Annotated in this window: 16 protein-coding genes; 2 read left to right on the top strand and 14 right to left on the bottom strand. The window is 73.3% G+C overall.

Translation table 11 applies throughout. From position 1 onward, the window contains the following. Positions 1 to 13: 13 nt before the first annotated feature. The 5 genes from L6E12_RS20870 to L6E12_RS20850 form a co-directional block, all read right to left on the bottom strand. The gene (locus L6E12_RS20870; protein WP_236229605.1) at positions 14 to 796 is read right to left on the bottom strand and encodes a hypothetical protein; all 783 of its coding nucleotides are present in this window, start codon (positions 794 to 796) and stop codon (positions 14 to 16) included. Between the two features lie 45 nt (positions 797 to 841). Continuing rightward, on the bottom strand, positions 842 to 1,129 hold the full coding sequence (locus L6E12_RS20865; RefSeq protein WP_236229604.1) for a hypothetical protein: 288 nt from the start codon (positions 1,127 to 1,129) through the stop codon (positions 842 to 844). Between the two features lie 942 nt (positions 1,130 to 2,071). Beyond that, positions 2,072 to 2,683 carry a regulatory protein RecX gene (locus L6E12_RS20860; protein WP_236229603.1) on the bottom strand — a complete coding sequence of 204 codons (612 nt, stop codon included), beginning with the start codon at positions 2,681 to 2,683 and terminating at the stop codon, positions 2,072 to 2,074. 13 nt (positions 2,684 to 2,696) lie between these two features. Then, entirely contained in the window at positions 2,697 to 3,752 is a 1,056-nt protein-coding gene (gene recA / locus L6E12_RS20855; RefSeq protein WP_035290269.1) for a recombinase RecA, read from the bottom strand. 173 nt (positions 3,753 to 3,925) lie between these two features. Further along, positions 3,926 to 4,120, bottom strand: coding sequence for a DUF3046 domain-containing protein (locus L6E12_RS20850; protein ID WP_236229602.1), 195 nt, complete (start codon positions 4,118 to 4,120; stop codon positions 3,926 to 3,928). A gap of 33 nt (positions 4,121 to 4,153) precedes the next feature. On the opposite strand from L6E12_RS20850, the gene L6E12_RS34830 reads away from it, so the two are divergent. Continuing rightward, positions 4,154 to 4,282 (top strand): hypothetical protein, encoded by a 129-nt coding sequence (locus L6E12_RS34830; protein ID WP_255683316.1) that lies wholly within the window; start codon positions 4,154 to 4,156, stop codon positions 4,280 to 4,282. 1 nt (position 4,283) lies between these two features. Here the strand turns inward: L6E12_RS34830 and L6E12_RS20845 are convergent, their stop codons facing one another. From L6E12_RS20845 to L6E12_RS20820, 6 genes are all read right to left on the bottom strand, one after another. Next, complete coding sequence (locus L6E12_RS20845) at positions 4,284 to 6,125, bottom strand: Hsp70 family protein (protein ID WP_236229601.1); 1,842 nt, start codon at positions 6,123 to 6,125, stop codon at positions 4,284 to 4,286. A gap of 62 nt (positions 6,126 to 6,187) precedes the next feature. After that, complete coding sequence (locus L6E12_RS20840) at positions 6,188 to 8,167, bottom strand: Hsp70 family protein (RefSeq protein WP_236229600.1); 1,980 nt, start codon at positions 8,165 to 8,167, stop codon at positions 6,188 to 6,190. Between the two features lie 191 nt (positions 8,168 to 8,358). After that, positions 8,359 to 9,336, bottom strand: a complete 978-nt coding sequence (locus L6E12_RS20835) for a glycine betaine ABC transporter substrate-binding protein (protein ID WP_236229599.1) — start codon at positions 9,334 to 9,336, stop codon at positions 8,359 to 8,361. After that, complete coding sequence (locus L6E12_RS20830) at positions 9,336 to 10,052, bottom strand: ABC transporter permease (protein WP_236229621.1); 717 nt, start codon at positions 10,050 to 10,052, stop codon at positions 9,336 to 9,338. Before L6E12_RS20830 ends, L6E12_RS20835 begins: the two co-directional genes overlap by 1 nt. Positions 10,053 to 10,087: 35 nt before the next feature. Next, positions 10,088 to 11,314 carry an ABC transporter ATP-binding protein gene (locus tag L6E12_RS20825; protein ID WP_236229598.1) on the bottom strand — a complete coding sequence of 409 codons (1,227 nt, stop codon included), beginning with the start codon at positions 11,312 to 11,314 and terminating at the stop codon, positions 10,088 to 10,090. After that, complete coding sequence (locus tag L6E12_RS20820) at positions 11,307 to 11,954, bottom strand: ABC transporter permease (RefSeq protein ID WP_236229597.1); 648 nt, start codon at positions 11,952 to 11,954, stop codon at positions 11,307 to 11,309. Before L6E12_RS20820 ends, L6E12_RS20825 begins: the two co-directional genes overlap by 8 nt. Before the next feature lie 145 nt (positions 11,955 to 12,099). Between L6E12_RS20820 and L6E12_RS20815 the strand changes: the two genes are divergently transcribed. Further along, entirely contained in the window at positions 12,100 to 16,665 is a 4,566-nt protein-coding gene (locus L6E12_RS20815) for an ATP-dependent helicase (RefSeq protein ID WP_236229596.1), read from the top strand. Between the two features lie 205 nt (positions 16,666 to 16,870). Here L6E12_RS20815 and L6E12_RS20810 read toward each other — a convergent pair whose 3' ends face one another. From L6E12_RS20810 to L6E12_RS20800, 3 genes are all read right to left on the bottom strand, one after another. Continuing rightward, a complete protein-coding gene (locus tag L6E12_RS20810; protein ID WP_236229595.1) occupies positions 16,871 to 17,785 on the bottom strand; it encodes an SGNH/GDSL hydrolase family protein in 915 nt (304 codons plus the stop codon). A gap of 248 nt (positions 17,786 to 18,033) precedes the next feature. After that, positions 18,034 to 18,771, bottom strand: coding sequence for a VOC family protein (locus L6E12_RS20805; protein ID WP_236229594.1), 738 nt, complete (start codon positions 18,769 to 18,771; stop codon positions 18,034 to 18,036). A gap of 189 nt (positions 18,772 to 18,960) precedes the next feature. Beyond that, positions 18,961 to 19,704, bottom strand: coding sequence for a VOC family protein (locus L6E12_RS20800; protein ID WP_236229593.1), 744 nt, complete (start codon positions 19,702 to 19,704; stop codon positions 18,961 to 18,963). Positions 19,705 to 19,876: the final 172 nt, after the last annotated feature.

Here is a 19,876-nt window from a genome sequence, read left to right as displayed (position 1 = left end):
GATGTCCTTCTCCTCAGATGATCCGCAGGTCGGAGATGGCGCCACTGGCCACGAGCATCACGTAGAGGTCCGTGAGCACCAGGGTGCCCAGGGTCGTCCACGCAAGCTGCATGTGGCGCGCGTTCAGCCTGGAGACGAGCGTCCAGGCGCGGTAGCGCACCGGGTGCTTCGAGAAGTGCTTGAGCCTGCCGCCGACGACGTGCCTGCACGAGTGGCACGACACCGTGTACGCCCACAGCAGGACCACGTTGACCAGCAGGACGACGTTGCCGAGGCCGAGGCCGTGGGTGAACGCCACCACGGCGTCGTAGGTGTTGACGACCGAGACGAGCACGGCGACGTAGAAGAAGTAGCGGTGCGCGTTCTGCACGACCAGCGGCAGCCGCGTCTCACCGGAGTAGCTGCCGTGCGGCTCGGCCACCGCGCAGGCGGGCGGCGACTGCCACACCGAGCGGTAGTAGGCCTTGCGGTAGTAGTAGCAGGTCAGCCGGAACCCCAGCAGGAACGGCAGCGCGACGAAGCCCAGCGGGATCCACCCGGGCAGCTCCGGCAGCGGGGTGCCGAAGTGGCTGGCCCCCGGCAGGCAGGAGTCGCTGAGGCACGGCGAGTAGAACGGCGTCAGGTACCCGTACTCGCCGACCCAGTACCACTTGCCCATGAACGACCTGATCGTCGCGTAGACGACGAAGGCCAGCAGGCCCAGGTTCGTCATCAGGGGCGGGAGCCACCACCGGTCGGTCCGCAGCGTGCGCGCGGTGATCTTCGCCCGGGTGGGGGCGCCAACGCCTGACGTCATGGGTTCCTCGTCTTTGAGAAGCGGTCCGGGTCGGCGAGCGCCGGGTCAGCGCTGGTAGCCGCCGACCCCCTCGTCGTCGGCGCCGTGCCACAGCGCCGGGTCGTAGGGGGTGTCGGGGATGTGCACGACCTCCGTCTCGGCGAAGACGGGCACCCTGGGCGCGGGGGTCACCGGGGCGGCCACCAGGTCACCGGCATCGATGTCGATGCGCTCCAGGTCGTTGGTCAGCCGTTGCACAGCGGGGACGTCGCCATAGCGGGCCCGCAGTGCCCCCACGCAGTGCCGCAGCTGTCCGATGGTCCGCTGCAGCTCGCTGAACTCCGTGCTCGTCATGTCGCACCTCCAGTACACCGATCCATTCGCGGCCTGTGGCCGATACGCCGTCGTACCGGTGCCGCTCCCCACCCACTTTTCCGGTCGAGAGCAGATGTGACAAGTACCACAGGGCTTTGAAGTGAGGGGCGTCGTGCCTTTCAGGTGGCGCAAAAGCGCGTATGACATGCACCACATGGCGGTCGCCCACGGCCTGGGCCCCTGCCCTGTTTCGCCTGGTCAGATGAGGAAAATGACGGAGCTGGCCACATGTGAAGCGCACCACTGGCCACGGTTGGGGACGGGTGGCGCGGCGGTCGGAAAACAAGGGGGTCGGCATCTCGCAGTGCGGGACGCGCGGACGCGATCGGAGTGCCTGGGGGCGGCCCCCCGGGGTGGCCGACGTCGCCGCCAAGCCAGCCCCAAAGACACCCGGCGCTCCACTCCAGCCCGGCAGGCAGCGGCCAGGGCAGGCAACAGCCCAGCCCAGGGACGGGCAGCGGCCCGGGGGGCGAGCAGCAGCCCGAGGACGGGCGGCCCGGCCTGGGTCTGTCCTCAAAGCCGGCGACCACCCAACAACCGCCGGTCCGGCTACGCAGACGCCCGGGTGGGTGGATGTGCTTGGGTGGGGGAGCCGATCATGTGCAAGCCTGCCCGGGCTGTGGGCATCCCTTCAGCCCCACTCGGTCACACTGGGCACATGATCGGCGTAGGGGCCCCGCCCAAGCAGATCCACCCACCCGGGCACCCACAACAAAATCCCGGGCTTGAGCCGACAGCACACGGCCCGGGTTCGGCGAAGCGGATTCACTGACCGGGCACCAGCGACAAAATCCCGGCTTTGAGGACACGGCCCAGGGGCAGGCAGCAGCCCGAGAGCAGGCGGCGGCCCGGGGCGGGCAGTCGCGGGGACGCGCGGGCTGCCCGCCGTGGTGCGCTGCGGGTGGAAGCGAGCAGGGTGGGTCAGTCGAGGTCGGCGGACCAGCCCGGGGTGTCCGCGTCCGCGTCGACGCCCTCGTTCTCCAGCTCGCTGCGGACCACGCGGAAGGCGAGGCCCTCGGCGTAGCCGCGGCGGGCGAGCATGGCCACCAGCCTGCGCAGGCGGACCTGGGGGTCCTGTCCCCGGGTGCCTCCGAGCTTGCGGCGGACCAGGTCGTGGGCGCGGGACTCCTCGGCCTCGGCGTCGACAGCGGCCAGGGCCTCGGCGGCGGTGGTGTCGTCGACCCCCTTGCGGCGCAGCTCCTGGGCGATGGCGCGGCGGCCGAGGCCGCGGTGCCGGTGCCGCGCCTCGACCCACGACTCGGCGAACGCCTCGTCGTTGATCAGGCCCGCCTTGTCGAACTTGCCCAGGACCACCTGGGCGACGTCCTCGGGGATCTCGCGGCGGAGCAGGGCCTGTTCGAGTTCGAGGCGGGTGTGGTCGCGCAGGGCCAGCAGCCGGTAGCAGATGTCCCGGGCGCGGGCGGCCGGGTCCTGCTCGTCGGCGGCGCGGGGGCGCTCCCGCGTGCCGGGGGCCCGGGAGGTCGAGTCCGTGCCCGACCCCCCGGTTCTGCGCGCGTAGCGGCGTTCGGCCATCACGACCAGCCGATCAGAACTCGACTGGTGCGGCCGCCTCGACCGCGGGGGTCTCGTCGGCGTCGAGCTTGGCACCGATGCCGAGCTTGTCCTTGATGCGCTTCTCGACCTCGTTGGCCACGTCCGGGTTCTCCAGCAGGAACTTGCGGGCGTTCTCCTTGCCCTGGCCAAGCTGGTCGCCCTCGTAGGTGTACCAGGCACCCGACTTGCGCAGGATGCCCTGGTCGACGCCCATGTCGATGAGCGAGCCCTCGCGGCTGATGCCCTTGCCGTAGAGGATGTCGAACTCGGCCTGCTTGAACGGCGGGGCGACCTTGTTCTTCACGACCTTGACCCGGGTGCGGTTGCCGACCGGCTCGCCGCCGTCCTTGAGGGTCTCGATCCGGCGCACGTCCAGGCGCACCGAGGCGTAGAACTTCAGCGCCTTGCCACCGGTCGTGGTCTCCGGCGAGCCGAACATGACGCCGATCTTCTCGCGCAGCTGGTTGATGAAGATCGCGGTGGTGCCCGAGTTGCTCATCGCACCGGTCATCTTGCGCAGCGCCTGGCTCATCAGCCGGGCCTGCAGGCCGACGTGGCTGTCGCCCATCTCGCCCTCGATCTCCGCGCGCGGCACCAGGGCCGCCACCGAGTCGATGACCAGGATGTCGAGCGCGCCGGAGCGGATCAGCATGTCCGCGATCTCCAGCGCCTGCTCACCGGTGTCCGGCTGGGAGACCAGCAGGGCGTCGGTGTCGACGCCGAGGTTCTTGGCGTAGTCCGGGTCGAGCGCGTGCTCGGCGTCGATGAAGGCCGCGATGCCGCCTGCGCGCTGGGCGTTGGCCACCGCGTGCAGGGCCACCGTCGTCTTACCGGAGGACTCCGGGCCGTAGATCTCGATCACGCGGCCGCGCGGCAGGCCGCCGATGCCCAGCGCCACGTCCAGCGCGATGGCGCCGGTGGGGATGACCTGGACGGGGGCACGCCCCTCCTCGCCGAGGCGCATCACCGAGCCCTTGCCGAAGTTCTTGTCGATCTGGGCCAAGGCGAGTTCGAGCGCCTTGTCCCGGTCGGGTGCTGCTGGTGCCATCTTCGATCCACCTCGAGTCTGTTTCGTACTCACGCCGTCGACGCTACGGGCAGGGTCTGACGATTTCCGGCAGGCACCGCCGTCTGTGGACAACTCGGCCGTCGGATCTGTGCTGTGCCGGTCAGGGTAGCGAACACGTGTTCGATCGGCGGCACCGACACACCCGGTCGGGGTCAGCGGCGCTCGGCCGGGACCTCGAAGGCCTCGCAGACGGCCTGCCAGATGTCCTTCGTCGGCAGGCCCGCGTCGAGGGCTTGGTCGACGGTGCGGCCGCCGAGGGCGGCGAAGACGTGGTCGTGGGCGATGGTGTCGGCCCGGAGCGCGCCGAACTCCTCGGCGAGCCGGGCTCGGAAAGCGGTGATGCGCATCGGTGCCCAGTCTACGGCCGGCAGGATGGGGGCATGCTGCTGCTCGCGATCGACCAGCCCACGGCCGCCGAGAGCCTCTGGCTCGACATCGGCGTCGCCGCGAGCTGCGTGGCCGCGCTGGTGTTCGGGATCTCCTGGTTCGTCCGCAACCGGAGGCGGTAGGTCAGGTGCCGGGTTGGACCCGCTGGGCGAAGTAGTCCGCCAGCGCGTCCGGGGTGAGCTCGGCGGACTCGTCGCCGCCGGAGCGGGAGAGCCAGCCGACCAGCGGGCGGCCCTCGACGGTGAACACCAGCACCCCGGTGCCGCCGCTGACCCCGGCGCGGTACTTCCCGGCGAGGCCGTTGCCGCGCCAGTCGGCCAGCACGTGCTCGCCCTCGGTCATCTCGCCGAGTTCGGCGCGCAACACGCCCTGGACCTCGTCGGGTGAGCCGACCTGGGCGTAGCTGACGGTGTAGGAGTCCGGCAGCGCGCAGGTGACGTCGGCCGCGGCGTCGGCGTCGGCGGCCTGGCACCGGTTGCCGTCGGGCACCGCCCCGGCCAGTTGCCGCAGGCACGCGGTGAAGCCCTGCGCGTCCCGGGCACCCGTGGTCTGGCACGACTCGGCGGTGGGCAGGTCGTCGCCGGAGGTGAACAGGAAGATCCCGCCCACGACGGCCAGCGCGAGGACCACCGCGGCGGCCACCCCGATGAGGACCTTGGGCCGCTTGCCGCCCGGTCGGGGCGGGGTGGGGAAGTCGTTCTGCCGTGGCGGGGTGGGGAAGTTGGCCTGCTGCGGGAAGCCCTGCGGGGTGGCCGGGAAACCGCCGGTCGGCAGCGACTGCGCGGCGGTCTGCGGCCCGGTGTTCGGCGGCGGCGCGTGCGGGGGCTGCTGGGTGGGGAAGGGCCCCGAGCCGGGCTGGGTGGAGCCGGGGGCCACACCCGCGGTGCGCAGGCTGATGCCCTCCTGGGTCACCTGGTGCGCGCCGAGGGCGACCGCGGTCTCCGGCTGGTCGAGGCTGGTCGGCACGATCCGCAACTGCTCGGCGATCAGGGTCGCCACCAGCGGGATGCGGCTGGAACCGCCGACGAGGTAGATGCCGCCGAGGCGGTCCGGGCCGAGCCCGGTGGCGCGGATGGTCGACGACAGCAGCTCCACGCTGCGCAGCAGGCTCGGCCGGATCAGCGCCTCCAGCTCGGCGCGGGTGACCAGCACGTCGTCGAACGGCTCCGGCATCGGCACCTCGGTCTGCGGGTGCCGCGACAGCGCCTCCTTGGCCGCCTTCACGTCCTCCTGCAGGGCGCGGCGGGCGCGGCGGTCGGCCGTCGACTCCGGGCGCAGCAGGTGCTGCCAGCCGCGCGGGTCGCGGTGCGAGACCTGGCGGCCGACGTGTTCGAGCAGGGTCTGGTCGACGTCCATGCCGCCGAGGTCGTGCAGGCCGTCCTCGGCGAGCACGGCGAACCCGGCCTGGGTGGCGGCCACGACGGCGACGTCGAAGGTGCCCGCGCCCAGGTCGTAGACGGCCAGCGCCTGCCCGGGGCGCAGGGCGTGCCCGAGGGAGGCGAAGTGCGCCGCGGCGGCGACCGGCTCGGGCACCAGGACCAGCGCCGAGCCCAGGCCCGCGAGCCGGGCGGCGGTGAGCAGCACGTTGCGCCGGACCGGGCCCCATTGCGCGGGGTGGGTCAGCCGGACCTCGTCGGGGGCGCCGCCGCCGAGCTGGCGGGAGGTCTCGTCGGCGACCCGCTTGAGCACCGCGGCCAGCGCCTCCGACACCGGGACGACGGTGTCGCCGAGCAGCAGCGTGCCGTCGTCGATGCGGCGCTTGGGGTTGGGCTCGAACCGCGACGGGTCGAGGCGGGCGCGGCGCTCGGCGTCGCGGCCGACGACCAGCCCGCCGTCCTCCGCGGCGAAGACCGCCGACGGCATGGTGGCGGAACCGTCCACTTCGATCACCCGGGGTGGGCGGCCGTGCGCGGAGAGCACCGCGACGGTGTTGGACGTGCCGAGGTCGACGGACAGAACCCGCATGTTTCCCTCCGGATCGGGGACGGGTTCAGTCTGGCACAGGCGGTCCGGGGGCTCCCGCCGGTTCAGCTGCCCGGTTTGACGCTGCTGGTGAAGTAGTCGATCAGGCTGGTGTCGGAGGCGGCGCTCAGGTTCAGCACGGCGCCCAGCAGCGGGCTGTCGTCCACGGTGAACAGCAGCAGGCCCCGACCGCCGACGTCGACGGAGTAGTACGTCCCGGACAGCCCGGAACCGCTCCAGGCGGCGGTCTCGGCCTGTGCTTTCGACACGCCCATCTCGGAGAACGCCTGGTCGATGTTGGACGACACCGCGGCCTGGTTGGGGAACTGGTAGTAGATGGCGTAGTAGCCGTCGGAGAGGGTGCAGGTCGCGGCGGTGGCACCGGGGGTGTCGACGACCTCGCCGTTGAGGGTCATGCCCGCGGTGCACTCGCCGGAGGCGACGGACCCGGCCAGGGTGCGCATGCACGGGGTGAAGCCCTGCGCGTCGGCCTTGGTGTCGGTCCCGCAGTCCTCGACCCCGCCGCCGCCGGAGGTCGCGAGGACGACGCTCACCACGGCGATGAGCACCACCAGGCCGACCGAGCCCAGGACGATCCACAGCTTCGCCGGGTTCGACCCCTGCCGCTGCTGCGGGAACTGCGGCAGCGGCGGCCGCTGCTGCACCTGCTGCTGCGGGTGCCCGGACTGCGGCAGCGGGCCGGACTGCGGTGCCTGCTGCACGGGCAGCGGACCGGACCGGGGCTGCTGGGCGCCCTGGTGCGGCGCCTGCTGCTGGTTCTGCGCGGGGATCGGCCGCGACGGCGGGTTCTGCGCCGGGCGCTGCTGCTGCGGGTTCGTCGGGAACTTGGGGTGCCGCACGGTCGCGGTGGCGCCGCTGCCCGCGGTGAACCCGCTGGTGCGCGGCGGGATGACCGCGCGGGTGCGGGCCACGGCGTCGAGTGCGCCGCTCATGTCGCCGGTGCGCATGGTGATGCCCTCCTGCGGCACGTGGTGCGCGCCCAGGGCGACGGCGGTCTCCGGCTGGTCGAGGCTGGTCGGGACGACCCGCAGCTGCTCGGCGATCAGCGTCGCCACCAGCGGGATGCGGCTGGAACCGCCGACGAGGTAGATGCCGACGAGCTGGTCGGGGGTCATGCCGGTGGAGCGGATGGTCGCCGCGAGCAGTTCGACGCTGCGCAGCATCCCCGGGCGGATCAGCGCCTCCAGCTCGACCCGGGTGACCAGGACGTCCTCGAACGGCTCCGGCAGCGGCACCTCGGTCTGCGGGTGCCGCGACAGCGCCTCCTTGGACGCCTTGACGTCCTCGCGGAGCGCGCGCTGGGCACGCCGGTCGCCGGTGGAGGTGGGGCGCAGCAGGCGTTGCCAGCCCGCCGGGTCCCGGTGCGACACCTGGCGGCCGACGTGTTCGAGCAGGGCCTGGTCGACGTCGAGGCCGCCGAGGTCGGGCAGACCGGCCTCGGCGAGGACGGCGAACCCGGTCTGGGTGGCGCCGACGATGGCCACGTCGAAGGTGCCCGCGCCCAGGTCGTAGACGGCCAGCGCCTGCCCGGAGCCGAGCTTCTGCCCGGGGAAGGAGGCGAAGTGCGCGGCGGCGGCGACCGGTTCGGGCACCAGCACCAGGTTGGCCCCCGCGCCCGCCTGCCGGGCCGCGGACAGCAGCACGTTGCGCCGGACCGGGCCCCACTGCGCCGGGTGGGTCAGCCGGACCTCGTCGGGCTTGCCGCCGCCGAGCTGGCGGGTGGTCTCGTCGACGACGCGGCGCAGCACGCCCGCGAGCGCATCGGTGACCGGGACGACGGTGTCGCCGAGCAGCAGCGTGCCCTCGTCGACGCGGCGCTTGGGGTTCGGCTCGAACCGCGACGGGTCGAGGCGGGCGCGGCGCTCGGCGTCGCGGCCGACGACCAGGGTGCCGTCCTCACCGGCGAACACCGCCGACGGCATCATCGAGGAGCCGTCGACGTCGACCACGCGCGGCGGACGGCCGTGCGCGGACAGCACGGCGACGGTGTTCGACGTGCCGAGATCCACCGACAGGACGTTCACTGCTCTCCCCTCATCACCAACCCGGACACCGCTGACCCCCCGGGTTGTGTCGCTGATGCTCCCACGAGCGATACGGGCGACGGCCCCGGTCTGTCGATCTCACCGGGGCCGTCGGGATCGCCGCAGCTCAGCGGACGGGGGTGAGCCCGCCGACCGCGGGACCGGTCGGCGGGCTCCCCTGGTCGTCCCGGTCAGGGGAGGGTGATGAGGCCTTCCGCGACCAGGAAGTCGCGGGCGACCTCCACCGGGTCGGCGCCGTCGACGTCCACTTGGGCACTGAGCCGCTGCATCGTCTCGTTGTCGAGGCGCTCTACCAGCGGTGCGAGGACCTCGCGCAGTTGCGGGTGCTCGGCGAGGAAGTCGGTGCGGATGACCGGGGCGACGTTGTACTGCGGGAAGAACTTGCGGTCGTCCTCGACGATCGTGAGGTCCAGGGCCAGGTTCCGGCCGTCGGTCGTGGTGACCTCGCCGAAGTTGCAGGCCCCGTTGGCCAGCGCCTGGTAGACCGCGCCCGCGCCGAAGATCTTCACGTTGCCCGGCGGCACGGAGAACCCGTAGGCCTTCTGCACCCCGGGGAACCCGTCGTCGCGGCTGATGAACTCCGTCTCCAGGCAGAAGACGCCCTGGCTCGGGTCCTTCCGGATGACCTCCGCGAGCTGGCTGGTGGTCTTGATGCCCAGCTCCTCGGCGACCGGTTTGCGCATGGCGAACGCGTAGGTGTTGTTCAGCTCCGAGTAGTCGAGCCACTCCAGGCCGTTGGCGCGGTCGGCTTCCCGGACCGCCTCGAACTGCTCGCGCTCGTCGGGGATCGGCGTGCTCTGCGCCAGGTAGCTGACCCACGCGGTGCCGGTGTACTCCCACTGGACGTCGATGTCGCCGGAGAGCAGCGCCTGCCGCGAGCTGTTGGAGCCCTGGATGTTGGTCAGGTCGACCACGTCGGCGCCCGCGGCGGCGAGCACGAACTCGGTGAGGTGGCCGATGATGATCTGCTCGGTGAAGTCCTTGGAGCCCACCACGATCCGCACGTCGGTCAGGTCGGCCCGCACCGCCTGCGGTCCGGGCAGGACGTCCAGCGGGAGGGCGAAGTTGCTCTCCAGGCCGCAGCCCGCGAGCAGCCCGCAGGCCGCGGCGAGGGCGGCCAGCCTGGGCCCGGTGTTCGGCTTGGGCATCAGCGCAGTCCCTTCGGTCCGAGCCCGCGCTCGGCGACCGCGCCGAGCCAGTCCACCAGCAGCGCCAGGCCGACGGCCAGCACCGCGCCGGTGACCAGGACGGTCGGCCGGTTGAGCTTGTAGCCGGTGTCGATGAGCAGGCCGAGGCCGCCGCCGTTGACGAACGCGCCGAGGGTGGCGGTGCCCACCGCGAGCACCAGCGAGGTGCGCAGCCCGGCCAGGATCAGCGGCACGGCCAGCGGCAGCTCGATGCGGCGCAGCACGGCGCCGCCGGACATGCCGATGCCGCGACCGGCCTCCACCAGCGCCGGGTCGACCGACTGGATGCCGACGACGGTGTTGCGCAGCACCGGGAGCAGCGAGTACAGCGCGATCGGCAGCGCCGCGGCCCAGAGCCCCTCCCACTCCGTCCACAGGAAGAACAGCACCAGCACGCCCACCGCGGGCGCGGCCTGCCCGACGGTGGCGATGCCGAGCACCACCGGCGCCGCCCAGCGGGCCCAGCGGCGGGTGACCGCGACGCCCACCGGCACCGCGACCACGACCACCAGGGCGGTGACGACGACCGACAGGACCAGGTGGTCCCAGGTGTCGCGGAGCAGCTTGGCGGCGTTGATGTTGGCGCGCTCGATGGAGTCGAGGTCGCGGGTGAACGCCCAGGCCAGCACCCCGCCGACGAGCAGCACGACGGCGACGGGCTGCCCGAGCAGCCGCATCCGGTCCGCCCGCCGGGCGCGGGCCTCCAGGGCGGTCACGGGGTCACCCCCTCCTCGCTGCCCGCCCGCGCGTCGGTGTGGTTGTCACCGTGGTCGTCGCTGTGATCGCCATTGTGCTCCTCGCGCAGCGCGGCGATGGCGTCGGTGACCGTGCCCAGCCCGATGGTGCCCAGGTACTCGCCCCGGGAACCGGTGACCGCGGCGTTGCCGCCCTCGGTGAGGATGGCCTCCAGCGCGTCCTGGAGGGTGGACTGCACCGAGACCGAGTCGCCGACCGGCTTGCCCGCCCCGGCCAGCGAGGTGGCCGCGTTCAGGTCGCGCACGTGCACCCAGCGGACCGGCCGGTTGCGCCGGTCGAGCACCAGGGCGAACTTCGTCCGGCTGTCCGCGAGCCTGCCCCGCAGTTCGGGCACGGGGTCGTCGATGCCCGCGGTGACCACGCCGGTGCGGTCGATCTCGACGTCGCGCACGCGCAGCAGGGTCAGCTGCTTGAGCGAGGCGCCCGCGCCGACGAAACCGGCGACGGTGTCGTCGGCCGGGTTGGCCAGGATGGCCTCGGGGGTGTCGAACTGCAGGACCTTCGACCGCGGCCCGAGCACGGCGATGCGGTCGCCGAGCTTGACCGCCTCGTCGAAGTCGTGGGTGACGAACACGATGGTCTTGCCCAGTTCCGATTGCAGGTTGAGCAGCTCGTCCTGCAGGTTGCCGCGGGTGATCGGGTCGACCGCGCCGAACGGCTCGTCCATCAGCAGCACCGGCGGGTCGGCGGCGAGCGCGCGGGCCACCCCGACGCGCTGCTGCTGGCCGCCGGAGAGCTGCCGGGGGAAGCGGTCGGCGAACTCGGCGTCCAGGCCGACCAGGTCCAGCATCTCGGCGGTGCGGTCGGCGGTCCTGGTCCGGTCCCAGCCGAGCAGGCCGGGGACCATGCCGATGTTCTGGGCCACGGTCAGGTGCGGGAACAGGCCCGCCTGCTGGATGGCGTAGCCGATGCCCCGGCGCAGCCTGTCCGGGTCCATCGACAGCACGTCGGCACCGCCCACGGTGATCGTCCCGGAGGTCGGCTCGATCAGCCGGTTGATCATCTTCATGGTGGTGGTCTTGCCGCAGCCGGACGGTCCCACGAAGACGGTGATCCGCCCGGCGGGCAGCACGATGCTGACGTCCTCGACCGCGGCCTCCCGCTGCCCCGGGTAGTGCTTGGTGACGTGGTCGAGCGTGATCTCCACACCCGACCGCTCGCCTGCGCTGTGCTGCTCAGTCACGGATCCCCCTCGAAACGGTCAGTCGGCCGATGAGCACGAAGACCCCGTCGACCAGCAGTGCAAGCACCACGATCCCGAGCGTGCCCGCCAGGGCCTGGTTGGTGGCGTTGGCGCTGCCCGCGCGGGCCAGCCCGGAGAAGATCTCGGTGCCCAGGCCGGGCCCCTTGGCGTAGGCGGCGATCGCCGCGATGCCCATCAGCAACTGGGTGCTGACCCGGATGCCCGCCAGGATCGCGGGCCAGGCCAGCCGCAGCTCGATGCGGGTGAGCACGCGCAGCCGGTTCATCCCGATGCCGCGCGCCGCGTCGGTGATCGCGGAGTCCACACCGGACAGCCCGACGATGGTGTTGCGGACGATCGGCAGCAGGGCGTAGAGCACCAGCGCCACCACCGTCGGCGGGACGCCGAGGCCGAGGACCGGGATCAGCAGGCCCAGCAGGGCGAACGACGGCACCGTCAGGATGGCGCTGGTGAGCGCCGTGGCCAGCGCCGAGCCCGCCGGGCTGCGGTAGACGGCCACGCCCAGCGCCACACCCGCGATCGCGGCGATGATCGTGCACTGGATGACCGCGCTCGCGTGCAGAGCGGCCTCGGGCAGGAGTCGATCCCATCGCTGGACGATGAAATCCCACAGGTCCACCGGCCACCTCCCTTCGTTTGACCGAGCAACCTTCCCTACTCGCGGCCGGTGGGCAACTCACCGTCCACAGGGTCAGCCTGGCAGCCGCCCCCGGGCCTGTGGATGGTTTCGGGCGAATGTCGGTGTCTTCGGCGACCATGGGCCCATGCCAGCCGACGCGCTCGACCTGTTCACCCCGGCCACCCGCCAGTGGTTCACCGGGGCGTTCGCCGCGCCAACGGACGCCCAGGCAGGGGCTTGGCGGGCGGCCGCGGCGGGCGAGCACGCGCTGGTGGTCGCCCCGACCGGCTCCGGCAAGACCCTGGCCGCCTTCCTGTGGGCCCTCGACCGGCTCGCCGAGAGCGGCCCGCCGGAGGAGCCGAAGCACCGCTGTCGTGTGGTGTACGTCTCACCGCTGAAGGCGCTGGCGGTGGACGTGCAGCGCAACCTGCGGGCCCCGCTGGCCGGGATCCGGCAGGCCGCGCACCGGCTGGGCGCCCCCGAGCCGGACATCACCGTCGGCACCCGCACGGGTGACACCCCGGCCGACGAGCGCCGGGCGTTCGCCCGCACCCCACCGGACGTCCTGGTGACCACCCCGGAGTCGCTGTTCCTGATCCTCACCTCGGCCGCGCGCGAGTCGCTGCGCGGGGTGCGCACGGTGATCGTCGACGAGGTGCACGCGGTGGCGGGCGCCAAGCGCGGCTCGCACCTGGCGCTGTCGCTGGAGCGGCTGGACGCGCTGCTGGAGCGGCCCGCCCAGCGCATCGGCCTGTCGGCGACGGTGCGGCCGGTGGAGGAGGTCAGCTCGTTCCTCGGCGGTGGCAGGCCGGTGACGCTGGTGCAGCCGGAGCTCGCCAAGACGATCGAGGTCAGCGTCGAGGTGCCGGTGGAGGACATGTCCGCGCTGACCGAGCAGCCGCGCGCGGTCCCGGACGACCCGGACTCCCCCGAGGCGCCGCAGCAGGCTTCCATCTGGCCGATGGTGGAGCGGCGGGTGCTGGAACTGGTCCGCGCGCACCGCTCCACGATCGTGTTCGCCAACTCCCGGCGGCTGGCCGAGCGGATGACCGCCCGGCTCAACGAGCTGGCGAGCGAGGAGGCCCCGGTCCCGGTGAGGTTCCCGGCCGAGGCGATCGGGCAGTCGGGGCAGAGCACCGGGGCGGAACCGGTGGTCGCCAGGGCGCACCACGGGTCGATGTCGCGCGAGCAGCGCACCCTGGTGGAGGAGGACCTCAAGTCCGGCAGGCTGCCGTGCGTGGTGGCCACCTCGTCGCTGGAGCTGGGCATCGACATGGGCGCGGTCGACCTGGTGGTGCAGATCGAGGCGCCGCCGACGGTGGCCGCCGGGTTGCAGCGGGTCGGGCGGGCCGGGCACCAGGTGGGCGCGGTGTCGCGCGGGGTGATGTTCCCGAAGTTTCGCGGCGACCTGGTGTCCTGCGCGGTGGTGGCGGAGCGGATGTCGGCGGGGGCGATCGAGGCGGTGCGCTACCCGCGCAACCCGCTGGACGTGCTGGCCCAGCAGGTCGTGGCGATGGTGGCGCTGGAACCGTGGGCGGTCACCGACCTGGCGGCGCTGGTGCGCCGGGCCGCGCCGTACGCGTCGCTGCCGGACTCCGCGCTGTACTCGGTGCTGGACATGCTGTCCGGGCGCTACCCCAGCGAGGAGTTCGGCGAGCTGCGCCCCCGGGTGACCTGGGACCGGCTGACCGGTGAGCTGCGCGGTCGGCCGGGGGCGCAGCGGTTGGCGGTCACCTCCGGCGGCACCATCCCCGACCGCGGGCTGTTCACCGTGATGACCCCGCCGAACGAGCGCGGCGCGGGCTCGCGGGTCGGTGAGCTGGACGAGGAGATGGTCTACGAGTCCCGGGTGGGTGACACGTTCCTGCTCGGCACCTCGTCCTGGCGGGTGCAGGAGATCACCCACGACCGGGTGATCGTCACCCCCGCACCGGGTGAACCGGCGCGGATGCCGTTCTGGAAGGGCGATTCCCCGGGCAGGCCGCTGGAACTGGGCCGGGCACTGGGGAAGTTCGTCCGCGAGGTGTCCTCGATGGACGGCGAGCGGGCCAGGGTGCGCACCGCGGCGGCCGGGCTGGACGCGTGGGCGAGCGACAACCTGCTGGCGTACCTGGGCGAGCAGCGGGAGGCCACCCGGCACGTCCCCGACGACCGGACGCTGCTGGTGGAGCGGTTCCGCGACGAGCTGGGCGACTGGCGGCTGGTCGTGCACTCGCCGTTCGGCGCGCAGGTCAACGCGCCGTGGGCACTGGCGATCGCGGCCAGGCTGCGCGAGCGCCGGGGGGTGGAGGCGCAGATCGCGCACGCCGACGACGGCATCGTGCTGCGGCTGCCGGACGCGGTCGACGACACCGGGCAGGAGGTGGTGGCGGGCGCGGAGGACGTGTTGCTGGAACCGGACGAGGTCGAGCAGATCGTGGTGGCCGAGGTGGGCGGCTCGGCGCTGTTCGCGGCCCGGTTCCGCGAGTGCGCGGCCCGGTCGCTGCTGCTGCCCAAGCGCGACCCGCGCAGGCGGTCGCCGCTGTGGCAGCAGCGGCAGCGCTCGGCGCAGTTGCTGTCGGTCGCGGCGAAGTACGAGCAGTTCCCGGTCGCCCTGGAGGCGATGCGGGAATGCCTGCAGGACGTGTACGACATCGCCGGTCTGCGCGAGCTGATGGCCGACGTGCGCGGGCGCAGGGTGCGGGTGGTGGAGGTGGAGACGCCGTCCCCGTCGCCGTTCGCCCGCAGCCTGCTCTTCGGCTACGTCGGGATGTTCCTCTACGGCGACGACGTCCCGCTGGCCGAGCGGCGGGCGGCGGCGCTGTCGCTGGACAGCGCGCTGCTGGCGGAGCTGCTCGGCTCGGAGGCGATCCGCGAACTGCTCGACCCCGGCGTCCTCGACGAGGTCGAGCGCTCCCTGCAGCGCCTCGACCCGGCGCGGCACGCCCGCCACGCCGAGGACGCCGCCGACCTGCTCCGCTTCCTCGGCGACCTGTCCGAGGCCGAGGCCGCCGAACGCGGGGTGCGCCCGGAGTGGCTGACCGAGCTGACCGACGCGCGCCGCGCCCTGCGGGTCCGGATCGCGGGCGTCGAGCGCTACCTCGCGGTGGAGGACGCGGGCCGGGTCCGCGACGCGCTGGGCACCGCGCTGCCGGTGGGCGTGCCGGAGGTGTTCACCGAACCGGTCGCCGACCCGCTGGGCGACCTGCTGTCGCGGTACGCGCGGACCCACGGGCCGTTCCCGGCCGTCGAGGCGGCGACCCGCTTCGGCCTGGGCGTGTCCGTGGTGACCGGTGTCCTGGAACGCCTGGCGGGCAGCGGGCGGCTGGTCCGCGGCGAGCTGCGCCCGGGCGGCACCCACACGGAGTACTGCGACGCGGACGTGCTGCGCCGGATCCGGCGCGGGTCGCTGGCCAAGCTGCGGGCCGAGGTCGAACCGGTGGAGCAGGCCGCCCTCGGGCGGTTCCTGCCCGGCTGGCACGGCATCGGCCGCAGCAGGCGCTCCACCCCGTCCGCCGACGACGTGCTGTCCGTCGTGGAACAGCTGGCCGGGGCGCCACTGCCCGCGAGCGCGCTGGAGTCGTTGGTGCTGCCCTCGCGGTTGCCCGGCTACTCCCCCGCGCTGCTCGACGAGCTGACCGCGGCCGGGGAGGTCACCTGGTGCGGCAGCGGAGCGCTCGCGGGCGGGGACGGCTGGGTCGCCCTGGCACCGGCCGACGTGGCGGACCTGCTGCTGCCGGACGTCGAGGAGGCCGTGCCGGACACCCCGCTGCACGCGGCCGTGCTGTCGTCTTTGGACGGTGGGGCGCTGTTCTTCCGCCAGGTCGCGGACCGCACCGGCGCGGTGCTGCTGGACGGTGGCGCGGAAGCACCGTCCGACCAGGACGTGGTGTCGGCCCTGTGGGACCTGGTGTGGGGCGGCCTCGTCACGAACGACACGATCGCCCCCCTCCGGGCGCTGGTGTCGGGGAGGGGCGCGGCGCACAAGCCCCGCGCCACCGCCCCCCGAGGCCGGTACGCCCGCCTGCGAACAGCGCGGCCCGCCATGCCGAGCCGATCCGGCCCACCCACCGCGGGCGGCCGGTGGTCCCTGGTGGTCCCCCGAGAACCGGACGCGACCCGGCGGGCACACGCCAGGGCGGAGGCGTTCCTGGAACGGCACGGCGTGCTGACGCGCGGCGCGCTGGACACCGAACGGGTCGTCGGCGGGTTCAGCGGGGTGTACAAGGTGCTGCGGGCCATGGAGGAGTCCGGCCAGATCGTGCGCGGGTACGTGGTGGAGGGCTTGGGAGCGGCCCAGTTCGCGGCCCGCGGAGCCGTCGACCGGCTTCGCTCCCTGTCCCGGGTGGACTCCACCGAGGTGGGCGAGGCCGTGGTGCTGGCAGCCGCGGACCCGGCCCAACCGTACGGGGCCGCACTGGGCTGGCCCACGGTCCTCGGCGAGGGGAAGCACCGCCCCGGGCGTAAGGCCGGGGCACTGGTGGTCCTGGTGGACGGAGTGCCCGCGCTGTACGTGGAGCGCGGTGGGCGTTCACTGCTGTCGTTCACGGAAGACGCGGCGGTGTTGCGAACGGGGGCCGAGGGGTTGTCCCGGGCCGTGCGGGAGGGGTGGTTGGGCGCGCTGTCGGTGCAGAAGGCCGACGGGGAGGTGGCGTTGACGTCCGCACTGGGAGACGTGCTGCGGGAGGTGGGATTCCGGGCGACGCCGAAGGGGTTGCGGCTGCGGGCTTGAGCGATTGCGCTTGGGGGCGGGCTCGCGCGCGAGCACCCGGTCACGGGTGTGCAACCGCTCCGGAGCCGGGCGTGGGTGTGGACCCGCGCCCGGCCTCGGAGCGCGGGCGGGGTGCCTGGCGACCGCGGCCCGGCTTCGGGTGGCTGGACGGCTTGGCAACGTCGTTGCGGGGCTTGGGTTGCCGTCGCGGGTGTGGCGGTGGGGGCTACTCGGTGATCTCGGCCTGCACCAGGTGGGCCACGTTCTCCATGCCCAGGGCGTTGGGGTGGACGGGGGCGGCGTCGACGACGTCGACGACGCCTTCGATCCAGCGGGTGCCGGGGGCGGTGCAGGTCTCGTGACCCTCGGAGGCGGTGCGGGTGTCGACGAAGGTGGCGTTGTTGGCGGAGGCGGTGGCGGCGAGGATCTGGGCGAAGGAGCGTTCCTTGGCCGCGAGGTAGGGGAAGTCGTTCTCGGCGACGATGTTCCTGTTGGGGTTGGCGGGGTCGCAGGCGGCCTTGGTGGCCGGGAGGATGGCCTGGTAGCCGACGAGGACGACCTCGGCGTTCGGGGAGCGGTGGTGGATGCCCTGGAGGACCGCGGCGATCCTGGGGGCCTTCTCGGCGAAGGTCTGCTCCAGTCGGTCGACACCGCCCGCGGTGTAGTGGTCGGTGCAGGGGCGGCCGGTGGGGTCGGACGCCGCCAGGGTGACGCAGGTGCCGATGATGCTCCCGAAGCCCACGTCGTTGCCGCCGATTCCCACTGTGACCAGGGTGGTTTCGGGGGTCAGGGCGTCGAACTGGGGGGCGGCGGAGCCCTGGGGGCTTTCCATGTGGGCGGTGACCGCTCCGCTGCAGCTGACGTCGACGAACTCCGCGGGGTGGGTGGCCCGGGCCAGCAGGGAGGGGTAGTTGTGGTCGGAGCGGGCGCAGGCGCCGCCGCTCTGGGCGGGGATGCCGGGGCCCGCGGTGAAGGAGTCGCCCAGGGCCACGTACCTGGTCGTCGCGCCCTGCGGTTGGGCCGCGCCCGCGAGGGGGGCCGCGGCCAGCGCTGTGGCGGCCACGCCCGCCGCGACGGTCAGGGCCGCGCCTGCGCCCAGCAGTGTTCGGGACTTCGTCGTGCCGAACCGCGAGAAAATCACGACTGACCTCCACAACCCGGGAATTGGTGCCGAACGTGACAGGTTTCTTCCCCGCCCGCGTGGAAGTCAACCGGCGCCCGGGGGGAATCGGAGAAATCGGGCCTCGGGAGACAAGGACTTCCGCCGCTTTGCTCGTGGGGAGACAACGGTGGGCGGGATCGGCGAGGCGGCCTCGACCGGTCTGGTCCGCGAGGTGCGTTCTGGGTCCCGGGACCGGCGTGACACCCGGTCGGTGGTGGACCTCCGGGTCAGCGGGAGGTGAGGACGCAGAACTCGTTGCCCTCCGGGTCCGCCAGCACCACCCACGGCACGTCGCCCTGGCCGATGTCGAGAGGGGTGGCGCCCAGGTCGCGCAGGCGGGCCACCTCGGCGAGCTGGTTCTCCCCCGGGTGCGCGGCGACGTCGATGTGCAGGCGGTTCTTGGCCGACTTCGGCTCGTCGAGGGCCAGGAACTCCAGCCACGGGCCCCGGCCGTCGGCGGCGCGGAGGGAGGCGACGGTGCGGTTGTCGCGGACGATGCGGTGGCCGGTGGCGGCTGCCCAGAAGTCGGCCAGGGCGCTGGGGGTGGTGCTCTGGACGATGATGGCCGCGACCGAACCGGTGTCGGCGTACTCCGGGCGCGGGTCGAGGACGCAGAACTCGTTGCCCTCCGGGTCCGCCAGCACCACCCACGGCACGTCGCCCTGGCCGATGTCGGTCGGGGTGGCGCCCAAGGCGACCGCCCGGTCCACCAGGGCCATCTGGTCGGCGGTGGAGACGCTGGGCAGGTCCAGGTGCCAGCGGTTCACCCCCGCCTTGACCCGGTTGGCCGGGTCGACCGGGACGAAGACCAGGTCGCCCTGCCAGCCGTCCTCGGCCGGGGCGCGCACGTCGACCTCGTCGGGGGTGGTGGCGGTGATCGACCAGCGCAGCAGTTCGGCCCAGAAGCGGGCGAGCGCGGCCGGGTCGGCGGCGTCGACCACGAGGTTGACCATGCGGGTGGGCATGGGGCGGACGCTAGTGCAGCGCGGGGCCGACCGGTACCCGGTTCCGGCACGACGACCACCGGGAACCGGTGCGGGCAGGCAGCCGCTCCGCGAACGGGTGCGGGGGCGGCGACGCTTCCGGTGCGGCAACCACCGGGAATCGGTGCGGGAACGGGTGCAGCCCCGGCCGGTGCCGCGGGCGGCGGGCGCTCAGGTGCGCACCCGGGCGGGCAGCAGGCGGAACTCGTTGCCCTCCGGGTCGACGAAGGCCAGCGCGCCGTCCGGGTCCGGGCCGCCGGGCAGTTCGGTGGCGCCCAGCGCGATCAGCCGGGCCGCCTCGGCGTCACCGTCCGGGCGGTCGGCGATGACCGCCACGTCGAACCGGATGCGGTTCGGACCGCGCTTGGTGTCGGGCACCCGCAGGAACTCCAGCCACGGGCCGCTGGTGCCCGCCGACCGCAGCGCCGCCGCCCCCGCCCCGGTGTGCACGCTGGGCCAGCCGGTGGCTGCCGCCCAGAAGCCCGCCATCGCCGCCGGGTCCGCCGAGTCCACGACCAGCGCGGCCAGCGGACCGGTGCGCTGGTACAGGTCGCCGGGCTCCAGGATGCAGAACTCGTTGCCCTCGGGGTCGTGGAAGACCGTCCACGGCACCTCCGGGCCCTGCCCGACCCGGCCCTCGCGGGCACCCACGTCGACCGCGAGGGAGGTGAGGACCTGGTACTCGTGCGGGCTCTCGGTCGCCAGGTCCACGTGGATGCGGTTCTTGGCGGACTTGCCCGAGGGGACCCGCCGGAACACCAGATCGATGCCGCTGCCGCCGACGTCGGGGGCGAGGAGGCGGTAGCCGCCGTCGCGCTCCGGGGTCGCGGTCCCGCCGAGCATGATGTACCAGAACTGGGCGACCGCGGCCGGGTCGGTCGCGTCGATCACGAGACTCGCCAACCGGGTGGACATGGCCGACACGGTAGCCGCGTTTCCCGGGGGGCCGCCGGGCAACGCCGGTCACCTGCGGTGATGCGCACGTGCTCCGAGCGGTGCCCGGGGCACCGGGCACCGCTCGGGCACCGGACCGGCGCGGGCCGGTCCTGGCGTGTGTTCTGCGAGGGGCTGGGGTTTCGGGTGGATG

It is taken from the genome of Actinokineospora sp. PR83 (genome assembly GCF_021056305.1).
GTDB classification, from domain to species: Bacteria; Actinomycetota; Actinomycetes; order Mycobacteriales; family Pseudonocardiaceae; genus Actinokineospora; species Actinokineospora spheciospongiae.
This window is presented reverse-complemented; position numbering and strand designations above follow the sequence as displayed.

Coding starts and splice junctions, on each gene's coding strand:
- L6E12_RS20870 (WP_236229605.1), bottom strand. CDS start 796: ATGACGTCAGGCGTTGGCGCCCCCACCCGGGCGAAGATCACCGCGCGC.
- recA (WP_035290269.1), bottom strand. CDS start 3,752: ATGGCACCAGCAGCACCCGACCGGGACAAGGCGCTCGAACTCGCCTTG.
- L6E12_RS20805 (WP_236229594.1), bottom strand. CDS start 18,771: ATGCCCACCCGCATGGTCAACCTCGTGGTCGACGCCGCCGACCCGGCC.
- L6E12_RS20860 (WP_236229603.1), bottom strand. CDS start 2,683: ATGGCCGAACGCCGCTACGCGCGCAGAACCGGGGGGTCGGGCACGGAC.
- L6E12_RS20850 (WP_236229602.1), bottom strand. CDS start 4,120: ATGCGCATCACCGCTTTCCGAGCCCGGCTCGCCGAGGAGTTCGGCGCG.
- L6E12_RS20845 (WP_236229601.1), bottom strand. CDS start 6,125: ATGCGGGTTCTGTCCGTCGACCTCGGCACGTCCAACACCGTCGCGGTG.
- L6E12_RS34830 (WP_255683316.1), top strand. CDS start 4,154: ATGCTGCTGCTCGCGATCGACCAGCCCACGGCCGCCGAGAGCCTCTGG.
- L6E12_RS20835 (WP_236229599.1), bottom strand. CDS start 9,336: ATGCCCAAGCCGAACACCGGGCCCAGGCTGGCCGCCCTCGCCGCGGCC.
- L6E12_RS20800 (WP_236229593.1), bottom strand. CDS start 19,704: ATGTCCACCCGGTTGGCGAGTCTCGTGATCGACGCGACCGACCCGGCC.
- L6E12_RS20815 (WP_236229596.1), top strand. CDS start 12,100: ATGCCAGCCGACGCGCTCGACCTGTTCACCCCGGCCACCCGCCAGTGG.
- L6E12_RS20830 (WP_236229621.1), bottom strand. CDS start 10,052: ATGCGGCTGCTCGGGCAGCCCGTCGCCGTCGTGCTGCTCGTCGGCGGG.
- L6E12_RS20865 (WP_236229604.1), bottom strand. CDS start 1,129: ATGACGAGCACGGAGTTCAGCGAGCTGCAGCGGACCATCGGACAGCTG.